The organism is Pseudomonas sp. 1121_17 (assembly GCF_052850745.1).
Map to the genome: position 1 here is coordinate 36194 of NZ_VXCX01000007.1, position 21202 is coordinate 57395.

The window sequence follows — 21202 nt, forward strand, 5'->3', positions numbered from 1 at the left end:
ACAGCGCCAGCTGCATGCCCAGCGGGTGACGAGTCAGGCATAATCGGCGCTCCCTGGGCAATTGTTACCGGTACCCTGTATGAAGTGTTTGCGCTACCTCCTCGCTGTCTGCGCCCTGAGCAGCGGTGTCGCCCAGGCTTCCAGCAGTGAAGCCTGGAACGAATATCGCCAGCAGATGCTCAAGGACTGCCTGGCCGCCAGCCAACTGAAAGACGCCCACGCCCGCGGCAAACCCACCGAGTTCGATGATCGGGTCGGCTACAGCGCCCTGCTGATCGAAGGCATCTACCCGCAAAAGCACATGAAAAAGCGCACCGGCACCGAGCTGTGCCTGTATGACCGTGCGCACAAGCAGGCCTACGTCAGCGAGTGGAACCCCAGCGCCAAGTGAATCCACCCATTCGTTTTGCCTGCACCGGCTGTGGCAAATGCTGCACTGGCCACCATGTGCCACTGACCCTCGCCGAGGCCCGCCAATGGGCGGCCGCAGAGGGGCAGGTAGTGGTGTTGATCGAAGGCTTCGTCAGCGATGGCCCAGGCATGCCGGTGGACCAGCGCGAACATGTGCTAGGGCGTTCATATCCGGTCAGTTGCGGCGCAGCCGAGCTGCGCGTGTCGGTGACCTTTGCCGCGTTCAACCCTGGCCGCTGCCGCAACCTCGATGAACACGACCTGTGCCGCATCTATGAAACACGGCCGCTGGTGTGCCGGATCTATCCCGCCGAGATCAATCCGCATCTGCCGCTGCGGCCGGAGAACAAGGACTGCCCGCCCGAGGCATGGCAACAAGGCCCTGAGTTGATCCATGGGCAGATGCTGGCCGATCCGCAGCTGGTCGCACTGATCGCCGCGTCACGCCAGGCCGACCGCGACGACATCGCCAGCAAGGTGGCCATCTGCGAAGCGCTGGGGATGAACACCAGTGCCCTGAAAGGCAACGGCTTCACTGCGTACCTGCCGGACATGGGCGCATTCAGCACAGCGTTGGAGCAGGTCGCCAGCGCTGAGCGTGCTGCCTGGAGCGTGCATGTGGTCGACCCGGCGCTGAGCGCCGAGCTGCTCGAACATGGCCTGCGCACGACCGCCGAGACGCCGCAGTACTACGCCTTCATCGGTTTCTGAACGACACTGCAGTGCGGCGCAGGCATTGAGCGCGCCGCTTTGCAGGGCAAACTGTCAGCGCTGACAGCTGGCTGTCACCCTGGCGACCCGGTTGCCGGGCTATAAGCTGTGAGTAGACCAAAGCGTTTCTCCCTTCCCTTCGGCTACGGTGCCCGACCCGATGCGACGTCCGTCCCGCTCTGTGATTGTGCTGTGTGTTGCGCTGATCGTCCTGCTCGCGCTTGCCTGGTGGTTCAGCCAGCGCCAGGCAGCACCGCAGAATCACGCGCCCAGCGCAGTGCCGGTGCGGGTGATCAAGGTGGCGCAGCAGGACGTGCCGCGCTTCGCCACGGCGATCGGCAGCGTGCTGTCGCTGCACAGCGTGCAGATCCGCCCGCAGGTCGACGGCATCCTCACTCAGGTGCTGGTCAAGGAAGGCCAGTGGGTCAAGCAGGGCGATCTGCTCGCGGTCATTGACGACCGGGCCATTCGCGCCAGCCTCGATCAGGCCCGCGCCTTGCTCGAGCAGAGCCAGGCGCAGCTGCAGGTAGCTGCGGTCGATCTCAAACGCTATCGCTTGCTCAGCAGCGATGACGGCGTATCAAAGCAGACCTTTGACCAGCAACAAGCGCTGGTCAAGCAGCTGCAGGCAACCGCCAAAGGCAATCAGGCGGCCATCGTCAACGCGCAGGTGCAGCTGTCGTACACGCAGATCCGCTCGCCGGTGACCGGGCGGGTCGGTATCCGCAATGTCGACCCCGGCAATCTGGTGCGCAGCAGCGATACCCAGAGCCTGTTCAGCGTGACCCAGATCGATCCGATTGCAGTCGAGTTCGCCCTGCCGCAGCAACTGCTGCCCACCCTGCAGCAGTTGCTCAAGGCACCCGAGCCGGCACTGGTGCTAGCGTTCATGGATGCCGACCATCAGCGCACGCTGCTCGGTGAAGGCCGCCTGGCCTTGATCGACAACCAGATATCAGCCAACACCGGCACCCTGCGCATCAAGGCCGAGTTCGATAACAAGGACGGCCTGCTCTGGCCCGGCCAACTGGTCACGGTCAAACTGCGCACAGGGCTTGATCTCGGCGCGCTGGTGGTGCCACCGCCGGTGGTGCAACGCGGCATCGATGGCCACTACGTCTATCGCCTGGATGGCGACAAGGTCACCAGCGTGCCGGTCAAGGTGCTGTTTCAAGACAGCGACCTGACCATCATCAGCGGGGTAGCCGCCGGCGACCAGTTGGTAGTCGATGGCCAGTCGCGGCTCAAACCTGGCGCGCGCGTCGAAGTGCTCGGCGATCTACCCGCCAGTACTGAGCTGGCCGAGCGCAGGCTACAGCCATGAACAGCCGTAACGGCCTCTCGGCCTGGTGCATCGATCACCCGGTGGCAACCCTGCTGCTGACCTTCGCGCTGATCCTGCTCGGCGCGATTGCCTTCCCCAGATTGCCAGTGGCGCCACTGCCGGAGGCGGATTTTCCGACCATTCAGGTCACCACCCAACTGCCCGGGGCCAGCCCTGAAACCATGGCTTCATCGGTAGCCACGCCTCTGGAGGTGCAGTTCAGCGCCATCCCCGGCCTGGCCCAGATGACCAGCAGCAGCGCACTGGGTTCGACCAACCTGATCCTGCAGTTCAGCCTCGACAAGAACATCGACACCGCCGCCCAGGAAGTCCAGGCGGCGATCAACACGGCCACCTCGAAACTGCCGCAGGACCTGCCCAACCCGCCGACCTGGCGCAAGGTCAACCCGGCCGACAGTCCGGTGCTGGTGCTTACCGTCAGCTCGGCGCAAATGCCCGGCAACGAACTGAGCGACTACGTCGAGACCTTGCTCGCGCGCCAGCTGAGCCAGGTCGACGGGGTCGGCCTGATCAATATTTCCGGCCAGCTGCGCCCGGCCATCCGGGTTCAGGCGCAGCCAGAAAAACTCGCCGCCATCGGCCTGACCCTGGCCGACATCCGCCTGGCCATCCAGCAGACCAGCCTCAATCTGGCCAAAGGCGCTCTGTACGGTGAGCACAGCGTGTCGACCATCAGCGCCAACGATCAGCTGTTTCATCCCGAGGATTACGCCCGGCTGATCGTGTCCTATCGCGCTGGCGCACCGGTCTACCTGAGCGATGTCGCCAAGGTCATCGAGGGCGCCGAGAACGCTTACGTCAAATCCTGGGCCGGCGATCAGTTGGGGTTGAACCTGGTGGTGTTCCGCCAGCCGGGGGCGAATATCGTCGACACCGTCGACCGCGTGCTGGCGGCGCTGCCGCGCTTGCAGGAAATGCTGCCGGCCTCGGTCGAAGTGTCGGTACTGCAGGACCGCACCCAGACCATCCGCGCCTCGTTGCACGAGGTCGAGCTGACCTTGCTGATTGCGGTGGTGCTGGTGATCGGAGTGATGGCGTTGTTCCTGCGCCAGTGGTCGGCGACCCTGGTGGTGTCCAGCGTGCTTGGCGTGTCCCTGATTGCCAGTTGCGCACTGATGTACGTGATGGGCTTCAGCCTGAACAACCTGACCCTGGTCGCGATCGTGATTTCGGTCGGCTTTGTGGTCGACGACGCCATCGTCGTGGTCGAGAACATCCACCGTCACCTTGAAGCCGGTGATGACAGCCGTACAGCGGCGATCAAAGGCGCTGGCGAGATCGGCTTCACGGTGATTTCGATCAGCTTCTCGTTGATTGCCGCGTTTATCCCGCTGCTGTTCATGGGCGGTGTGGTCGGCCGGCTGTTCAAGGAATTTGCCCTGACCGCCACCGCGACCATCCTGATTTCGGTGCTGGTCTCGCTGACCCTGGCACCCACGCTCAGCGCCCTGTTCATGCGCAGGCCGAGTGCCGAGCAGCAGGGCGGTTTCGGTGAGCGCTTGCTGCGCTGGTACGAAAAGAGCCTGAATCGCGCCCTCGCCCACCAGCGGCTTACCCTCGGCGTGTTCGGCCTGACCCTGGCGCTGGCGGTAGTCGGTTACGTGGCCATCCCTAAGGGCTTCTTCCCGCTGCAAGACACCGGTTTCATCCTTGGCACCAGCGAAGCGGCGGCAGATGTGTCGTACCCGGCGATGGTCGCCAAGCACGAGGCGTTGGCGAAGATCATCGAGGCTGACCCGGCCGTGCGCGCGTTCTCCCACGCAGTGGGCGTGACCGGCAACAACCAGACGATCGCCAACGGCCGTTTCTGGATTGCCCTGAAACCCCGCGGCGAGCGCGACGTCACCGCCAGCGAACTGATCGACCGGCTGCGCCCGCAACTGGCCAAGGTGCCTGGGGTGGTGCTGTACATGCGCGCCGGCCAGGACATCAACCTCAGCTCCGGGCCGTCGCGCACGCAGTATCAATACGTGCTCAAGAGCAACGACGGCGTTGCCCTGAACCTCTGGACCCAACGCCTGACCGAGCGCCTGCGCGAGGTGCCGGCCCTGCGTGACCTGTCCAATGACCTGCAGCTGGGCGCCAGCGTCACCCGCATCGACATCGACCGTCAGGCGGCGGCACGCTTCGGCCTGACCACCACCGATATCGACCAGGCACTGTACGACGCCTTCGGCCAGCGGCAGATCAGCGAATTCCAGACCGAGACCAACCAGTACAAGGTGATCCTCGAACTGGACGCGCGCCAGCGTGGCAAGGCCGAAAGCCTCAACTACTTCTATCTGCGCTCGCCGCTGACCGGCGAAATGGTGCCACTGGCAGCGGTGGCGCATGTCGCTGCGCCGAGTACAGGGCCGCTGTCGATCGCCCATGACGGTCTGTTCCCGGCCGCCAACCTGTCATTCAACCTGGCGCCGGGAGTGGCCCTTGGCGATGCCGTGCGCATCCTCGAGCAGACCCAGCGCGAGCTGGGCATGCCCGATTCGATCAGCGGCAACTTCCAGGGCGCGGCGCAGGCCTTTCAGAGTTCGTTGTCGAGCCAGCCGTGGCTGATCCTCGCTGCGCTGGTGGCGGTGTACATCATCCTCGGCGTGCTCTACGAGAGCTTCGTCCACCCGTTGACGATCATTTCGACCCTGCCCTCAGCCGGCCTCGGTGCGCTGATTCTGCTCTGGGCGATGGGGCAGGACTTCAGCATCATGGGCCTGATCGGCGTGGTGCTGCTGATTGGCATCGTCAAGAAGAACGGTATCCTGCTGATCGACTTTGCCCTGGAGGCTCAGCGCAAACATGGCATGAGCCCGGAGCAGGCCATTCACCAGGCGTGCCTGACGCGCTTTCGGCCGATCATCATGACCACCCTGGCCGCGCTGCTGGGCGCGGTGCCATTGATGTTCGGCTTTGGCACCGGCGCCGAACTGCGCCAGCCGCTGGGCATCGCCGTGGTCGGCGGTTTGCTGGTCAGCCAGGCGCTGACCCTGTTTACCACGCCGGTGATCTACCTGGCGCTGGAGCGCCTGTTCCATCGCCGCCACCGCACCGACGCCGCCGCGCCACGTATCAGCTGAGAGCAGACCATGCGAGTACTGATCGTCGAAGACGAAGAAAAAACCGCCGACTACCTGCATCGGGGCCTGAGCGAGCAAGGCTTCACCGTTGACGTCGCCCGCGATGGCACCGACGGCCTGCACCTGGCCCTGCACAGCGACTATGACGTGATCGTGCTCGACGTCATGCTCCCCGGCCTGGATGGCTACGGCGTGCTGCGTGGCCTGCGCGCACGCAAGCAGACGCCGGTGATCATGCTGACTGCCCGCGAGCGTGTCGAAGACCGTATCCATGGCCTGCGCGAGGGCGCTGACGATTACCTCGGCAAACCGTTTTCGTTTCTCGAACTGGTCGCCCGACTGCAGGCGCTGACCCGTCGCAGCAGCAATCATGAGCCGCTGCAGGTGCAAGTCGCTGACCTCTCCATCGACCTGATCAGCCGCAAGGCCAGCCGCGCTGGCCAGCGTTTGGAGTTGACCGCCAAGGAGTTTTCGCTGCTCAGCGTGCTGGCCCGACGCCAGGGCGAAATCCTCTCCAAGACCGCCATTGCCGAGCTGGTCTGGGACATCAACTTCGACAGCGACGCGAATGTCGTCGAGGTGGCGATCAAGCGCCTGCGGGCCAAACTCGACGGGCCGTTCGCCAACAAGCTGCTGCATACCATCAGAGGCATGGGTTATGTCCTGGAAAACCGTGCCGGTTAATTCCATCGCGCTGGGCCTGGCCGGGTTGTTCATGCTGGTGGCGCTGGCGGTGTTCCTGCTGATCGGCGCTGCGCTGTATCGCCAGGTCGACCGCAGCCTCGACCTGCTGCCCGCGGCCGAACTGGACGCTCGTTACAGCGTGCTCGAGTCGACCTTGAAGCGCTTCGGCACCCACGAGCATTGGCTCAAGATCAGCAACAAGCTCAATTTGCTCAGTGAAGAAGATCGGCGCATCCGCTTCTGGGCGGTCAGTAGCGATCCGCAGTTCGAGTACGGCAAACCCAGCGAACAGATCCGCGCCTTCGCCGAAGGCGCCGAGGGCATGCGCGACCTGCGTCTGAACGGCAGCCCCTACCCGTACAAGATGTTGGTCAGTGAGCTGCCGCCCTTGGCACAGCGGCCGGCGCTGCGCTTCATGATCGGCATCGACACCGAAACCTTCTGGCAGGCGCAGCACAGCTTGCTGGTGGCCATCGTCAGCCTGGCCGCGCTGGGCGTGCTGCTGGCCGCTCTGCTGGGCTACTGGGTGGCACGCATCGGTTTACGGCCGCTGTCAGCGCTGTCCAGTAAAGCCCAGGCGCTGGCCGTGCCGCGCCTGGACGGGCGGCTGCCGACCGAGCAACTGGCCCCTGAGCTGGCGCAGTTTGCCGGCGCCTTCAACGCCACCCTGGAGCGGGTCACCCTCGCCTACTCGCGACTCGAGGCGTTCAACGCCGATGTCGCCCACGAACTGCGCTCGCCGCTGACCAACCTGATCGGCCAGACCCAGGTGGCACTGACCCGCGGACGCAGCGCCGAGCACTACCTTGACGTACTGCAATCGAACCTTGAAGAGCTGGAACGGCTGCGCAGCATCATCAACGACATGCTGTTCCTGGCCAGCGCCGATCAGGGCAGCAAGGCCACCGCGCTGACCCAGGCGTCGCTGGCCGCTGAAGTAGCCACCACCCTCGACTACCTGGATTACATCCTCGAAGACGCCCAGGTGCAGGTCAGGGTCAGCGGCGATGCCATCGCGCCGATCGAAACCGCGCAGTTGCGCCGAGCGTTGATCAACCTGTTGCACAACGCCGTGCAGCACACCCAGGCCCATCAGGTGATCACCGTGCGCATCGATGCGCAGCCTGAGCAGGTCAGCATTGCTGTAAGCAACCCCGGCCCGGCCATCGCCGACGAGCACCTGCAACTGTTGTTCGAGCGTTTCTACCGGGTCGATGCCGCGCGCAGCAACAACGGCGCTGGCAATCATGGCCTGGGCCTGGCGATCGTCAAGGCAATCGCGCTGATGCACGGCGGTGAAGTATTTGTGCGCAGCAACCACGGCAGCAACACCTTCGGCATACGCCTGCCGAGCGCTCAAGCCGGCGGGTTTGCCGCTGATAGCTAATGGTTTCGCCAGTTATAATTACTTTTTCCGCAACAGTGCATCTCCAAGCGGATGCTGTTTCTGCGGGCTGAACAGGACTAATTTGGCGCCTGTCCTCACTCACACTTGCAGCGCAAGAAGGTTGTTTCAAATGTCCAACAGTATGGGTATCGCGAGCCTGTTCGTTGTCTCTTCCCTGTTGTTGTCACCGCTGGCCATGGCGGAAGAATCGCCGGCCTTCGTCGCCCGTAACGCAGCCCTTGCCGCGGCCCATCAAGAAGCCCGCGAAGGCTATGCCGCGCAATCGGCTGAGGCCAGCAAAGATGCGCAGCAGACAGCTGCCAAGACTGACCAGGATGCTGCCAGCGACAGCTGATCGAGCTGCCTGCAACTGCCCCTCTTCCCAAGGCCTGCACATGGGCGCCCTGCGCGCCGATATGTTAGCCTCTTCAAGCCGCTGCTGATCAGCGGCTTTTTTTATGTCCAAAATTTGCACCACGCAGATACCTCGACTCACGGCAGTCACTGCGTTTTTCGACAATAAAAATTGCCCCACCGTCAGACCAAAGGAGCTCTAACCGGTGTCTTCCGCTTTCCGTTTCACCCCGCTGTTCATTGCATTCGCCGCAACGATGCCAAGCGTTGCCCACGCCGACGAAGCCGCTGAAGGTTTTGTTGCAGGTTCCTCGTTCAACCTGCATCTGCGCAACGCCTATTTCAACCGCAACAACCTCAATAGCGGCGTGCGTGACAACCGTGAATGGGGCCAGGGTTTCGTCGCCCGCTTCGAGTCCGGCTACACCCCGGGCACGGTCGGCTTCGGCGTGGATGCGCACGCCATGCTCGGGCTCAAGCTCGATGGCGGTGGCGGCCATGCCGGCACCAGCATCCTGCCTGAACACACCAAGGCCAATGGCGAGCTGGGCGCTGCGCCACACGCCTTCTCCACTGCCGGTGCCGCGCTCAAGCTCAAGGCGTTCGACACCGAGTTCAAGGCCGGTGACTTGTTCCTCAGCAACCCGGTCATCGCCGGCGGCGAAACACGCATGCTGCCGCAGACCTTTCGCGGCGTCAGCCTGAGCAACAACAGCATCGACGGCCTGCTCCTCGAAGGCGGCCAGGTCAGCTTCACCAAGCCGTACAATCAGAGCGGCCACCGCCGCATCGACACTTACTACGGCGCCTTGCAGGACAACCGCGACAGTCAGCACCTGAGCTGGGCTGGCGCCTCCTGGAGCGGCAGCGAAGCGATTACCAGCAACCTCTATGCAGCCGAGCTGAAGGACATCTGGAACCAGTACTACTTCGACTTTGACTACACCTATGCAGTCAACGACCTTGTCAGCCTCAACCCGGGTTTGCACTTCTATCACACCCAGGACACCGGCCAGGCGCTGCTGGGCGACATCGACAACAACACGTTCAGCCTGCACTTCACGGTCAACGCCGGTCATCACAGCGTTACTGCCGCCTATCAGCGGGTTAACGGCAACACGCCGTTCGACTACATCAATCTGGGTGACAGCGTGTTCCTCGACAACTCGCGGATGTACTCGGACTTCAACGCACCGAACGAGCGCTCGTGGAAGCTGGCCTACGGTTAGATTTTGCCGGCCTCGGCGTCGATGGCCTGAGCACTGAGCTGTCGTACTCACGGGGTGAAGCTGACCTGACCAAGGCAGCGCAAAACAACGCCTACTACGACTACTACAATGCTGACGGCAAGCACGCCACCCATTGGGAACGTGACCTGGATATCAAGTACGTATTCCAGCAGGGCGACTTCAAAGACCTGTCGGTACTGCTGCGTTATGCCAGCCACCGCGCCAACCAGGCCTACGCTGCCGAGCAGGACAACGATGAAATCCGCCTGATCGTGGATTATCCGCTCAACCTGTTCTGATCGCGGCCTGCAAGCACGGGGCACACTGCAATGCGGCTTTGCCGCTGCCGAGCGCCCCGTATCAGCCCCGCCAGCGCTGCACGCACTCGTCGGATGGCCAGATAACTTCTTGTCCGACAATCACCGCTTCCCTACACTACCGCCGCCCCGCCCTGGCCCTCCCCTCAAGGACACGAGGGACTTACGCAGTTGCGAGCCTCATGTTGCCCAATCGATCACCGGGGAATGCCCCGCTCAAGTCGCACCCCGAACTGTTGCTCAATCTAGGCAGCTGCCTGGCTGTGCTCGCGATTTTGGCCATAGTGGTGTTCTTGCTCGCCCGCGAACGCGACAGTGTCGAGCAGTCGGCAATCCGCTCGTCGAGCAACATCGTCCAGCTGATCGAGAGCGATGTGTTACGCAACATCGAGCTTTACGACCAGTCCCTGCAAGGGCTGATCTGGGCAGTCGGGCGCAAGGAATTGACTGGCGTGCCGAGAGAGCTGCGCCAGCGGCTGCTGTTCAACGAAGCCTTCATCGACCGCCGGCGCGGTGACGTGCTGTGGATCGATGCGCAGGGGAACGTGATTGGCGACTCAACCAGCGCTGTCCCGCGCAAGGCCAACTTCGCCGACACAAAGGTATTCAAGGCCCATCAGGCCGACCCCAGCCTGGGCATGTTGATCGGCCCACCGTTCAAGGCCAGGCTTGGCGACCTGGACTGGTGCATCAGTTTCAGCCGGCGTATCAACGGGCTGAATGGTGAGTTCGCAGGTATTGCTGCCGGCGCACTGCGCCTGGGTTACGTCAGCGAGCTGTTCCAGCGCCTGGATATCGGTGTCGACAGCAGCATCAGCCTGTTCAACACCGACGGTCAGTTGCTGGCGCGCCATCCCAGTGCGGCACCCAGTACGCTGATCGGCAGCAACTTCAGCAGCCGGCCCAACTTCCAGCGCATCCTCAGCCAACGCAGTGGCAGTTTTACTGCCAAGTCCAGTGCTTCCGGGGTCGAGCGCCTGTACACCTTCGCCCAGGTTACCGACCAGCCACTCGTTGTGGTGGTAGCGCACTCGAGCGATGAAGTATTCCAGTCATGGCGCCGTACCGCCGCCGTGGTGAGCATCGCCACGGGCGTACTGTGCATCGCCATCCTGTGGCTGACGGTGCTGCTCGGACGCGAGCTGCGCCGTCGTCAGGAGCTCGAACTAGGCCTGGAAAAACTGGCGGCAACCGACAGCTTGACCGGCCTTGCCAACCGTCGGCGGCTGGATCAGGTGCTGCGTCTGGAATGGGCGCGGGCACAGCGCAACCGCAGGCCGTTGGCGATCCTGATGGTCGATATCGATCATTTCAAGGCGTTCAATCAACGCCACGGGCATGCCGGTGGTGACCATGCATTGCGGGAGGTCGCGAAAACCATAGAAGGCTGTATTCGCAGGCCTTCAGACTTGGCAGCGCGCTATGGCGGCGAGGAATTTCAGATCGTGCTGCCGGAAACCGAACAGGCTGGCGCACTGCTGCTGGCGCAGCGGATCAAGCAGGGGGTGGAGGGCTTGGCGCCGTTTGGCGCAGATACCCACTCGGTGACGGTGAGCATCGGCATCGGCCTGTACATCCCCGGTACCCAGCAAGACTTGGCCAGTCTGCTGAGCACCGCGGACGAGGCCCTCTACCGGGCCAAGGCCAAAGGCCGTAACCGGGTAGAGGGACCGCTCGATTAAGAGCGGGCGCGTGCTGCGTCGCGCAGGACCTTCACTTCATCGTGATTGCGCTGTACGCCTTGCAGCTGAGTTTCGACCAGGTTGTAGCTGCTATCGGTAGCAGTACGGCCGAGTTTGACCAGCTTCTCGCGGGCCTCTTTGTAAGCCTTGAGGGCGTGGTCTTCACCGCGCTCGACTTCATTGAGGATCGCTTCATCGTCCTTGCCGGTCAGCAGCGACTTCAGGTTGACCCAACCGCGGTGCAGATCAGCACTGACGCTGGTAGTGGTTTCCGGATCGCCGCCCAGACGACGCACTTCGCTCTGCAGCTCGGCAGCCGAAGTAGCGCAGCCAGCAGCGCGCTTGACGAAGAACGCTTTCAGCTCAGGATTCTTCACGTCCTCGGCAGAGGTCTTGAAGCCTTTCTCGCCATCCTTGCTGTATTCGATCAGGTCGTTGAGGACGTCGATTACATCTTTGTTTGGATTGCTCATTGCTCAAACTCCTTGGCAGTGGGAAGTGGTTATATACAGAGCAGGCTTCGTGCCAATTTGTAGAGCAAGAAAAAATACTTATAAATCATTATGTTACGGATTAATGCGAAAACCTTGTAAACGGCGTTCTGCATGATCACCGCTTGGGCCCTCGTGCAGATTGCAGTATCGTCGGCGCTTTATCCGGAGGCGGCTGGCGATGAAACCTGAATACCTGCAACTGCTGGTGACCCGCAGCATGCCATTCGGCAAATACCAGGGCCGGCTGTTGGCCGATCTGCCTGGCGATTACCTTGGCTGGTTTGCGCGCAAGGGCTTTCCGCCAGGTGAGCTAGGGGCGCTGCTGGCTTTGATGCATGAGATTGATCACAACGGGCTGGGTGAACTGCTGGTGCCATTGCGACACAAGCACAAACGCTAGGCCCCTTCACCCGAAGGGGCCTGGCGCTCAGGTCTCAGGCCTTGACCGGCGCTATCGCCAGCTCGACCTGCTCTTTACGCTTGAGCACGGCATAGATCAGCGCCGTGACCAGGCTGCCGGCGGCAATCGCCAGCAAGTACAACAGCGCATGGTTGATCGCATTGGGGATCAACAATACGAACAGGCCGCCATGCGGCGCCATCAGCTTGCAGCCAAAGTACATCGACAGCGCCCCGGTCAGCGCGCCGCCGATAACACTCGCTGGAATCACCCGCAACGGGTCCTTGGCAGCAAACGGGATCGCCCCTTCGGAGATAAAGCACAGGCCTAATGCCAAGGCTGCCTTGCCTGCCTCGCGCTCACTCTGGGCGAACTTGCTGCGGGCGATCAGGCTGGCGATTCCCAGGCCGATCGGCGGCACCATGCCGGCAGCCATGGTCGCGGCCATCGGTGCAAAGCTCTGGTTCGACAGCAGGCCGACCGAAAACGCATAGGCCGCCTTGTTGATCGGCCCGCCAAGGTCCACACACATCATCCCGCCCAGCAGCAGCCCGAGCAGAATGGCATTGGTGGTGCCCATGTTGTCGAGGAACTGGGTCAGGCCCGCAAGCATCGAGGCGACCGGTTGGCCCACCACATAGATCATCACCAGGCCAGTGAACAGGCTGGCCAGCAGCGGGATGATCAGGATCGGCTTGAGCGCCTCGAGACTGCTCGGCAAGCGCACCCAGCGGCTGATCGCCTTGGCGCTGTAGCCGGCCAGAAAACCGGCAACGATACCGCCGATAAAGCCCGCACCAAGAATGGTCGCCAGCATCCCGCCGATCATCCCCGGCGCAAGGCCAGGGCGGTCGGCAATCGACCAGGCGATGTAACCGGCCAGCAGCGGCACCATCAGTTTGAAGGCTGCCTCAGCGCCGATCTGCATTAACGCCGCCGGCAGGGTGCCGGGCACTTCGTGGGCATTGATGCCGAACACGAAGGACAAGGCGATCAGCAAACCGCCAGCTACCACCATGGGCAGCATAAACGACACACCGGTCAGCAGGTGCTTGTACACGCCGCTTTTTTCGCTGCTGGCCGTGGCCCCTGCGGCGGCATCGGCAGCGCTTTCCTGCTTGGCTTCGAGCAGGGCCTTGTCGAGGGTGGCCTTGGCTTGCTTGAGGGCAATGCCGGTGCCGCAACGATATACCCGCTTGCCGGCAAAGCGCGCAGTGGGCACTTCGATGTCGGCCGCCAGCAGCACCACATCGGCCTCGGCAATGGCCTGCGCCGACAGCGGATTGCGCGCACCGACCGACCCCTGAGTTTCCACCGTGAGCTGGTAGCCCAGTTGCTGCGCCGCCTGCTGCAAGGCTTCGGCAGCCATGAAAGTGTGGGCAACGCCGGTTGGACAGGCCGTGACCGCGACTATCTTCGGCGGCCCCAGCGCGGCCGGTGCATCGACCACGGCGCTGGCGCTGTGGACCTGCGCCTGGGCAGCTGCCTCATCGAGAAAACTCTCGCGATCGGCCAACGCCTGAGCCGGTGTGCTCTGGTACAGGCGTTTGCCAACGAAGCGCGACAGATCGACCGCGCCGGTACTGATCACCAGCACCCAGTCGGCCTCGGCGATCTGCGTGGCGCTCAAATTACGCTCGGGGTGCTCGGCATCCTGCACCTCGACGCTGGTGCTCCAGCCGCGGCGCTGCGCTGCAGCCGCCAGCAGGCGCGCGCTGAGTACGCTGGAGACCTGGCCGTTGGGGCAGGCGGTGACAATGGCAATGTTCATCGGCAAGCCTCTTGTTGTTCTGTGATGTGTACGCCTGCTTGCAGTTGCTCCAGCTGCGCGCTGTCGCGGATACCAAAGCCGACCTGCGTCACCGCCTGGGCGGCGATGGCGGTGGCGCGGCGCAGCGTCTGTGCTGGTGCCTCGCCCTGCAACAAGCCATGGACCATGCCGGCCACCAGCGAGTCGCCGGCACCGACCGTGCTCGCCACGCGCACCTGCGGCGGTTGTGCATGCAGCACGCCACCTGCGCGGTACCAGCTGACGCCGTGCTCGCCTTGCGACACCACTACGTGCTCGATGCCGCTTGCCAGTAGTTGGCTGGCAGCCTGCTGCTGTTCGGCCCGGCCGGTGACGCTGTGGCCGAGTACCTCAGCAAGCTCATCGGTGTTCGGTTTGACCAGCCAGGGCGCTGCCTGAAGGCCGGCGCGCAAGGCCTCGCCGCTGCTGTCCAGAGCAATCTTCAAGCCTTGCGCCTTGAGCTGCCCGAGCAGCTCGGCAAACCACTGCGGGTCGATGCCGCGCGGCAGACTGCCGGCGACCACCACCGCGTCATGGCCTGGCGCAATCTGCAACAGCTTGCGCATCAGCGCGCTGCGTGAAGCGGCATCGACCTCCGGGCCCTGGCCGTTGATATCGGTCACGCAGCCGTTGGCCTCGACCAGCTTGATGTTGCTGCGCGTCTCGCCGGCCACGCGGACAAAGCAGTCGGCAAAGCCGCGCCACTCGATCAGCGCTTCGAACGGCTGCAGGTTGTCGCGGCCAAGAAACCCGCCGACGGTCACGCTGTGGCCAAGGTCGGCCAGCACCTGGGCGACATTCAGGCCCTTGCCGGCGGCGTGGGTGTGCTGCGCCTGGCTGCGGTTGACCTGGCCTGCGCGCAAGCTGTCGAGGCTGACGGTGATATCCAGCGCCGGGTTCAGGGTCAGGGTGAGGATCTTGGCCATCAGTAGTGCTCCACCAACGCGCGCACGGCGGCGGCGCTGTCTTGTTGCAGGGCCTCGAGCGCAAGCGCACGGGCCGTCTGGTAATCACGCTGGCGCACCAGCGCCTTGACTTCGGCGACGCTGCGCGAGGCCACGCTGAGCTCGTCGACCTCAAGCCCAAGCAATATGGCCACCGCTTGCGGGTCGGCGGCCAGCTCGCCACAGACCCCCACCCACTTGCCTTCGGCATGGGCGGCGCGCACGGTCATGTCGATCAGGCGCAGCACTGCCGGGTGCAGGCCATCGGCCTGGGCCGACAGGCTCGGGTGGCCGCGGTCGATGGCCAGGGTGTACTGGGTCAGGTCGTTGGTGCCGATGCTGAAGAAGTCCACCTCGCGCGCCAGCTGTGGCGCCAGCAAGGCCGCGGAAGGCACCTCGACCATGATCCCCAGTTGCAGGTCGGCGACCGGGATCTCCTCGCGCAATTGCTCGACCATGGCCTTGGCTTCGCGCCACTCGTGGATCTGCCCGACCATCGGGAACATGATCCGCAGGGGGCGGCCGTCGGCGGCCTGCAACAATGCGCGCAACTGGTCGCGCATGATCTGCGGGCGCTGCAAGGTCAGGCGCACACCGCGTACGCCAAGGAACGGGTTGTCTTCGCTTGCGATCGGCCAGTACGGCAGCGGTTTGTCGCCGCCGACATCCAGCGTGCGCACTACCAGCGGCCGCCCGTCGAGGCCATCGAGTACGCGCCGGTATTCTGCTTCCTGGGTTGCCACGTCGGGCGCCTGCGGGTGGGCCATGAAGATCAGCTCGGTGCGCAGCAGGCCAACCCCTTCGGCGCCCTGCTCGACCACTTTGTCGATGCCTTGGCTGCCGCCGATGTTGGCAAAAACTTCGATGGCATGGCCGTCGCGGGTGACGGCGGGTTGATGGCGGCTGGCCCAGGCTTGCTGCAGGCGCTGTTCACGCTGGTCGCGTTCGGTCAACGCGCGTTGCAGCTCATCGGCGGCCGGCGCCACGCTGACCCGGCCGCGCTGGCCGTCGAGCAGCAGCGGCGTGCCGGGGGCCAGCAACAGCATCGCCGCGCCTGCGCCGACTACCGCCGGGATGCCCAACGCACGCGCAACGATGGCGCTATGGGCAGTAGCGCCACCTTGGGCGGTGACGATGCCGGCGACCCGCTGCGGATCGAGCCGGGCGACGTCGGACGGGCCGACTTCGGTCATCACCAGCACATACGGCTCTGCAGGCTCAGGGGTATCGATGACGCCGCACAGTTGCGCCAGCACGCGCCGACCAATGTCACGCAGATCGGCGGCGCGCTCGGCGAGCAGTGCGTCGTGCAGGGCTTCCTGCTGGCGCGCGGCGGCCTCGATAACGCTCATCCAGGCGGCGGCAGCGCTTTCGCCCTGGCCCAGGCGTTGCTCGATTTCGTCCATCAGGGCCGGGTCGGCGAGCATTTCCTGATGGGTGATGAAGATCTCGCCGATGGCCTTGTCGCTGCGCTGCACCAGTGCCTGCAACTCTGCATTGACGGTTTCCAGCGCAGCGCGCAATTGCTCTCGCTCCTGGCTTGGCGAGACACCGCGCAGCGGATAGTCGATGTCACGCTCGACGCAGATATGCGCCGGCCCGCAGGCAATGCCCGGGGCGGCAGGCACGCCTTGAATCAGGCTGCCAGGCACAGGAGCCGAGAGCGGTTCGGCAACCACTACGACCTCTTCGGCGCTGGCTTCGGGCAGTGCTTCAACCGTTTCACCCAGGCCGTCGGCGATGGCCGCCAGCAACACCGGCAGGGCATCGTTGGCAATGTTTGGCTCGGCAATCAATTCCAGCGTCTGACCACGGCGGGCGCCGAGGCCGAGCAGCTTGCTCAGGCTCTTCACCGATACCGCCGGCTGGTTGTCGTCGAGCAGACGAATACGGATTTCACCCTCGAAGCCTTTGGCCAGTTGCGCCAGCACCTTGGCCGGGCGTGCATGCAGGCCGTGGGCATTGGCCAGCACAATCCGTGCACTGGGCCAGTCGGCCGGAACTTCACCGCCGAGCACTTCAAGCACGGTGCGGCTGCTGGTGGCCTGATAGAGCATCTGCCCACGGCCTTCAATCAGCACTTCGCACAGGCGCTCGAGCAACGCCTGATGGGCAGCACCTAGGCTGGCCAGGCAGAACAGACCATTGAGCGGCTGATCGCGATAACGCAGCGGCTGCTGCGGGGTGATAAAAGCCAGCCCCGGCTGGCGTACCTGCCGCTCGCTGTGCAGCCACCACAGGCCTTCGCCCAGCGGCAGCGGCTCGGCCTGCTGCAGCATGGCGGCAAAGCCGCTTTCGACGCAGCCGGCGCGTTGCAGCAAACGAGCGCCGCGCCAGGCCAGCTCTTCGAAGTCGTCAGCCGGCAGGTTCAGGCTGACCAACTGCGCATCCAGCGCCAGCGCCTGCGGTGCGCCCTGCAATAGTTTGAGCAGCGCCTCGGCCGAACTGGCCCGGCGCAGTGCCTGGGCCAAGTCGGTTTCGCCGAGGGCGCGGGTCAGCAGTTGCAGCAGGCGCAGGTGTTCGTCGGAGCGGGCGGCGATGGCAATCGCCAGGTAGACCATCTGCCCATCACCCCAGTCCACGCCCTCGGGGAACTGCATCAAGCGCACGCCGGTGGCAAACACCTGATCACGCGTCTGCGGCGTGCCGTGGGGAATGGCAATGCCCTGACCGAGGAAGGTCGAGCCTTGCTCCTCGCGGTCCTGCAAGCCTTGCAGGTAGCCCTCGGCAACCAGCCCATCGGCAACCAGGCAGTCAGCCAGCAGGCGCAGAGCCTGGCCTTTGTCGGCGGCAGACTGACCCATGGCTATCTGCTCTTTGGCGAGCTCGAGCATGACCTTCTCCTTTTGCAGTCCCGCAGCGGGTACTGAGGTATTGTTGTGAAATTCAGCAAAACAACCAGCTCAACAGCCGACGCAGGCGGCAGTGCCCGCTGATAATTGTCGGCTGAAACGTTTAATCTGACCAGGCGGCCACGTTACTCGATAATCTTGCGACGAAAAAGCCCCATCCCGTCGGACAATTGCCACAATGGTCGCCGGCGCGCAGGCTTGAGGCTGGGTCAAACTACCCAATCAGGTGCCACAGCCAGTCCCGGAAATAACAAGGAAAATTCGGTGAAACTCAGTGATATCGCCCGTCTGGCAGGTGTGTCAGTCACCACTGCCAGCTATGTCATCAACGGCAAGGCCGAACAGCAGCGCATCAGCAGCGCCACCGTCGAGCGTGTGCAGGCGGTTGTCGACGCCCATGGCTTTACGCCAAACCCTCAGGCGGCGGGCCTGCGCAGCCGGCACACGCGCACGTTGGGCTTCATTCTCCCGGATCTGGAGAACCCCAGCTATGCACGCATTGCCAAGCAACTCGAACAGGCGGCCCGCGCACGTGGCTACCAACTGCTGATCGCCAGCAGCGACGACCAGCCGGACATCGAGCGGCAACTGCAGCAGCTGTTCCGGGCCCGGCGCTGCGATGCATTGTTCGTCGCCAGTTGCCTGCCCAGCGAAGATGACAGCTACCACGCCCTGCAAGATAAAGGCCTGCCGGTAATTGCCATCGACCGTGGCCTTGACCCTACGCACTTCTGCTCGGTCATCAGCGATGATCGCGATGCCAGCCAGCAACTCGCCCGCAGCCTGCTGGCAACCGCCCCGGGCAGCATTGCCCTGATCGGTGCACGCCCAGAACTGTCGGTCAGCCAGGCCCGTGCCGGCGGCTTCGATCAAGCTCTGCAGCAGTTTGCCGGGGAGATCCGCCGCTACGAGGGCGAAGCGTTCAGCCGCGAGTGCGGCCAGCGCTTGATGGAGCAATTGATTGCCGAGCATGGCGGCTTGCCGGATGCGCTGGTGACCACCTCCTATGTACTGCTGCAAGGGGTGTTCGACGCCCTCCAGGCCCGCCCGGCCGAATCACGCCAGCTGCAGTTGGGCACCTTCGGTGACAACCAATTGCTCGATTTCCTGCCGCTGCCAGTCAATGCCATGGCCCAGCAGCACGGGCTGATCGCCGCCACCGCGCTGGAGCTGGCCCTTGCAGCCATCGAACAGAAGCGCTACCAACCGGGTGTGCACGCGGTACCGCGAACCTTCAAGCAACGTATTCAGCCGACCTGACCATGCGCCTGATCGATACCCACAGCCATCTGGACTTCCCAGAGTTCGACGCCGACCGCGAGCATGTTTTGGGTAATGCCGCAGCGAGCGGCGTGGAACGGGTGGTGGTACTGGGGGTGACGGCAGATAACCTGCAGCGGGTCTGGCAACTGGCCTGTAGCGACTCGCGCGTGTATGCCGCGCTCGGTCTGCATCCGGTGTTTCTGGCCCAGCATCGGCTTGAACATCTGCTGGAACTGCGCAACTGGTTCGAGCGCCTGCGCGGCGACCCGCGCCTATGTGCGGTGGGCGAGATCGGCCTGGACTACTACCTGCCGGAGCTCGACCCTGCCGAACAACAGGCTTTGTTTGAAGCGCAATTGCAGATCGCCTGCGACTTCGACCTACCGGCGCTTCTGCACGTACGCCGCAGCCATGCCCAGGTGATCGCCACGCTCAAGCGTTATCGCTTGCAACGGGCTGGCATCATCCACGCCTTTGCCGGCAGCTTCGAAGAGGCCCGCGAATACATCAAGCTCGGCTTCAAGCTGGGCTTGGGCGGCGCGGCGACCTGGCCGCAAGCGCTACGCCTGCGCAAGACCGTGGCACGCTTACCGCTGGAAAGCGTGGTACTGGAGACCGACGCGCCGGACATGGCGCCGGCAATGTACCCAGGCCTGCGTAACAGCCCCGAGCACTTACCGCAGATCGCTCAGGTGCTGGCCGAGTTGATGGGCGTCGCGCCGGAGCAGCTGGCGGCCGCGTCCAGCCGCACAGCCTGCGAGCTGTTTGGCTGGTAGCGCCTCCTCTACAGCAACACCGTCCACAGAGCAAAGGCCGCATACCACAGCACTGCCGAGCGCAACAGCAACTCCCACAAGCTGTCCAGACGGGCCAGACCCAACTGGCTGTCTTCCTGTTCGGGGATGTCATCAGCGGCGCGCCCAACCCGGGTTACCAGCAGCGCAGCGCTGATACGCCAATTGAGCAACTCGTGCAGCATTACCCGCATCACCGCGACAAAGTTGCCGACCAAGGCAAAGCTCAGGGTCAGCACCCGCACTGGCAGCCAATCCATGATATGCCGCAACTGCTCGGCCCTGGCTTTAAGCGCGGGCTGCCCGCTGTACTCGCTGCACAGCACCAGCAGCCGATAGGCCAATGCCGCGCCAGGCCCGAGCAGGAAGTACCAGAAGATCACCGCAAAGAAACTCTGGTAGGCGTGCCACAACAGATACCCCTGCACCTTCACCAGCAAACTCGGCGCATCATCGGCCTGCATGCCCAGGTCACGCTCAGCGACATGCAGCGCCGCCTGCTCATCCCCCCTGTGCCAGGCATCACGCAATGGCCCCAACGCCGCCTTGGCATCACCGCGACCAAGGCTGTAGATCAACACCAGCAAGTGCACCGGCAGTGCCAGCAGTCCGTACGCCACCGGCTCGAGCACATGCAGCAGCAAAACAAGCAGCGCGACCGGCGCCAAGACCAGAACCGCCAGTTGCCACCAGGGCTGTACGTTGCCACGGCGCTCAAGCCGGGCCAGCTCGCCTAGAAAAAAGCCATCACGTTGCAACCGCTGACGCAGAGCCGAAAACTTCTCCACCCACAGCACCAGCACCAACACCAGAAAACTCATGGTTGTACCTCATTGTTCAGCAAGTCGGCGCGATAACGCGGCCAGTCAAATGCGGCGCCGGGGTCGGTCTTGCGCCCCGGGGCGATCTCGTCATGCCCGCGAATGCGCTGCACATCGATCGCTGGCCAGGCCGCACATATCTGTTGCGTAAGGCGCGCCAGGGTCGCGTACTGAGCATCGCTGTAAGGCATTTCGTCGGTGCCTTCCAGTTCGATGCCGATGGAAAAGTCATTGCAGCCTTCCCGCCCATCGAAGCGCGACACGCCAGCATGCCAGGCACGGTCAAGCAACGAGACGAACTGGGTAACGCCACCGTCACGCTCGACGAACAGGTGAGCGGAAACGGTCAGATGGCAAATGTCTTGAAAGTAAGGATGCTCGGCCGGGTCGAGCTGATTTTGGAAGAACTGCTGCACCTTGCCGGTGCCGAAGCACGCCGGCGGCAAGCTGATGTTGTGGATCACCAGCAACGAGATTGCCTCGCCCGCAGGGCGCTCGTTGAAGTTTGGCGAAGGGCAGTGAGTGACGCCGGCAAACCAGCCGGTCGCAGGGTCCAGTTGCATCGGGCAGATCCTGAATATCATCAACCAGGGGCGTTCAGTATGCCCTAGTGGTCCGGCAGGGTGATTCGGTTATCTAGCCAATTTGCTTCGTCTT

The 21202-nt window shown here is 63.6% G+C and carries 17 protein-coding genes and 1 pseudogene; 12 read left to right on the forward strand and 6 right to left on the reverse strand.

The features are described 5' to 3' along the window. The first annotated feature begins 79 nt into the window (after positions 1–79). The 9 genes and pseudogenes from FW789_RS14345 to FW789_RS14385 all read left to right on the forward strand — a co-directional run bounded on the left by FW789_RS14345 (position 80) and on the right by FW789_RS14385 (position 11188). Positions 80–391: a hypothetical protein gene (locus FW789_RS14345; RefSeq protein ID WP_101316620.1), complete on the forward strand. Its 312-nt coding sequence runs from the start codon at positions 80–82 to the stop codon at positions 389–391. Continuing rightward, positions 388–1122 carry a YkgJ family cysteine cluster protein gene (locus FW789_RS14350; protein ID WP_446431644.1) on the forward strand — a complete coding sequence of 245 codons (735 nt, stop codon included), beginning with the start codon at positions 388–390 and terminating at the stop codon, positions 1120–1122. Before FW789_RS14345 ends, FW789_RS14350 begins: the two co-directional genes overlap by 4 nt. A 160-nt stretch (positions 1123–1282) precedes the next feature. Further along, on the forward strand, positions 1283–2446 hold the full coding sequence (locus FW789_RS14355; protein WP_446431645.1) for an efflux RND transporter periplasmic adaptor subunit: 1164 nt from the start codon (positions 1283–1285) through the stop codon (positions 2444–2446). Further along, positions 2443–5535: a multidrug efflux RND transporter permease subunit gene (locus FW789_RS14360; RefSeq protein WP_411563775.1), complete on the forward strand. Its 3093-nt coding sequence runs from the start codon at positions 2443–2445 to the stop codon at positions 5533–5535. Before FW789_RS14355 ends, FW789_RS14360 begins: the two co-directional genes overlap by 4 nt. Positions 5536–5544: 9 nt before the next feature. Beyond that, on the forward strand, positions 5545–6219 hold the full coding sequence (locus FW789_RS14365; protein ID WP_103436083.1) for a heavy metal response regulator transcription factor: 675 nt from the start codon (positions 5545–5547) through the stop codon (positions 6217–6219). Next, positions 6194–7606, forward strand: a complete 1413-nt coding sequence (locus FW789_RS14370; RefSeq protein WP_446431646.1) for a heavy metal sensor histidine kinase — start codon at positions 6194–6196, stop codon at positions 7604–7606. Before FW789_RS14365 ends, FW789_RS14370 begins: the two co-directional genes overlap by 26 nt. Before the next feature lie 130 nt (positions 7607–7736). Beyond that, positions 7737–7961: a hypothetical protein gene (locus tag FW789_RS14375; RefSeq protein WP_103436081.1), complete on the forward strand. Its 225-nt coding sequence runs from the start codon at positions 7737–7739 to the stop codon at positions 7959–7961. A 205-nt stretch (positions 7962–8166) separates the two neighbouring features. Beyond that, positions 8167–9488, forward strand: a pseudogene (locus tag FW789_RS14380) (OprD family porin). A 203-nt stretch (positions 9489–9691) separates the two neighbouring features. Beyond that, positions 9692–11188: a sensor domain-containing diguanylate cyclase gene (locus tag FW789_RS14385; RefSeq protein ID WP_103438697.1), complete on the forward strand. Its 1497-nt coding sequence runs from the start codon at positions 9692–9694 to the stop codon at positions 11186–11188. On the opposite strand, the gene FW789_RS14390 is transcribed toward FW789_RS14385, so the two are convergent. After that, positions 11185–11661: a ferritin-like domain-containing protein gene (locus tag FW789_RS14390; protein ID WP_103436080.1), complete on the reverse strand. Its 477-nt coding sequence runs from the start codon at positions 11659–11661 to the stop codon at positions 11185–11187. The genes FW789_RS14385 and FW789_RS14390 overlap by 4 nt on opposite strands. A 199-nt stretch (positions 11662–11860) precedes the next feature. Between FW789_RS14390 and FW789_RS14395 the strand changes: the two genes are divergently transcribed. Then, the gene (locus FW789_RS14395) at positions 11861–12082 is read left to right on the forward strand and encodes a DUF3820 family protein (RefSeq protein ID WP_101316602.1); all 222 of its coding nucleotides are present in this window, start codon (positions 11861–11863) and stop codon (positions 12080–12082) included. Positions 12083–12116: 34 nt separating this feature from the next. On the opposite strand, the gene FW789_RS14400 is transcribed toward FW789_RS14395, so the two are convergent. Genes FW789_RS14400 through ptsP form a run of 3 tightly spaced genes read right to left on the reverse strand, consistent with a single transcriptional unit; the run spans position 12117 to position 17649 of the window. Continuing rightward, positions 12117–13853 (reverse strand): PTS fructose-like transporter subunit IIB, encoded by a 1737-nt coding sequence (locus FW789_RS14400; protein ID WP_101316600.1) that lies wholly within the window; start codon positions 13851–13853, stop codon positions 12117–12119. Then, a complete protein-coding gene (gene pfkB, locus FW789_RS14405) occupies positions 13850–14797 on the reverse strand; it encodes a 1-phosphofructokinase (RefSeq protein ID WP_446431647.1) in 948 nt (315 codons plus the stop codon). Before pfkB ends, FW789_RS14400 begins: the two co-directional genes overlap by 4 nt. Beyond that, positions 14797–17649, reverse strand: a complete 2853-nt coding sequence (gene ptsP, locus FW789_RS14410; RefSeq protein ID WP_446431648.1) for a phosphoenolpyruvate--protein phosphotransferase — start codon at positions 17647–17649, stop codon at positions 14797–14799. The genes pfkB and ptsP overlap by 1 nt, the downstream gene beginning before the upstream one ends. 282 nt (positions 17650–17931) lie before the next feature. Between ptsP and cra the strand changes: the two genes are divergently transcribed. Together cra and FW789_RS14420 are read left to right on the forward strand one after the other, a co-directional pair. Continuing rightward, on the forward strand, positions 17932–18927 hold the full coding sequence (cra, locus tag FW789_RS14415; RefSeq protein WP_446431649.1) for a catabolite repressor/activator: 996 nt from the start codon (positions 17932–17934) through the stop codon (positions 18925–18927). A 2-nt stretch (positions 18928–18929) separates the two neighbouring features. After that, positions 18930–19706, forward strand: a complete 777-nt coding sequence (locus tag FW789_RS14420) for a TatD family hydrolase (RefSeq protein WP_186701460.1) — start codon at positions 18930–18932, stop codon at positions 19704–19706. Between the two features lie 8 nt (positions 19707–19714). Here the strand turns inward: FW789_RS14420 and ampE are convergent, their stop codons facing one another. Further along, positions 19715–20545, reverse strand: a complete 831-nt coding sequence (gene ampE, locus FW789_RS14425) for a regulatory signaling modulator protein AmpE (protein ID WP_207072758.1) — start codon at positions 20543–20545, stop codon at positions 19715–19717. After that, a complete protein-coding gene (gene ampD, locus FW789_RS14430) occupies positions 20542–21108 on the reverse strand; it encodes a 1,6-anhydro-N-acetylmuramyl-L-alanine amidase AmpD (protein WP_103436073.1) in 567 nt (188 codons plus the stop codon). The genes ampE and ampD overlap by 4 nt, the downstream gene beginning before the upstream one ends. Positions 21109–21202: the final 94 nt, after the last annotated feature.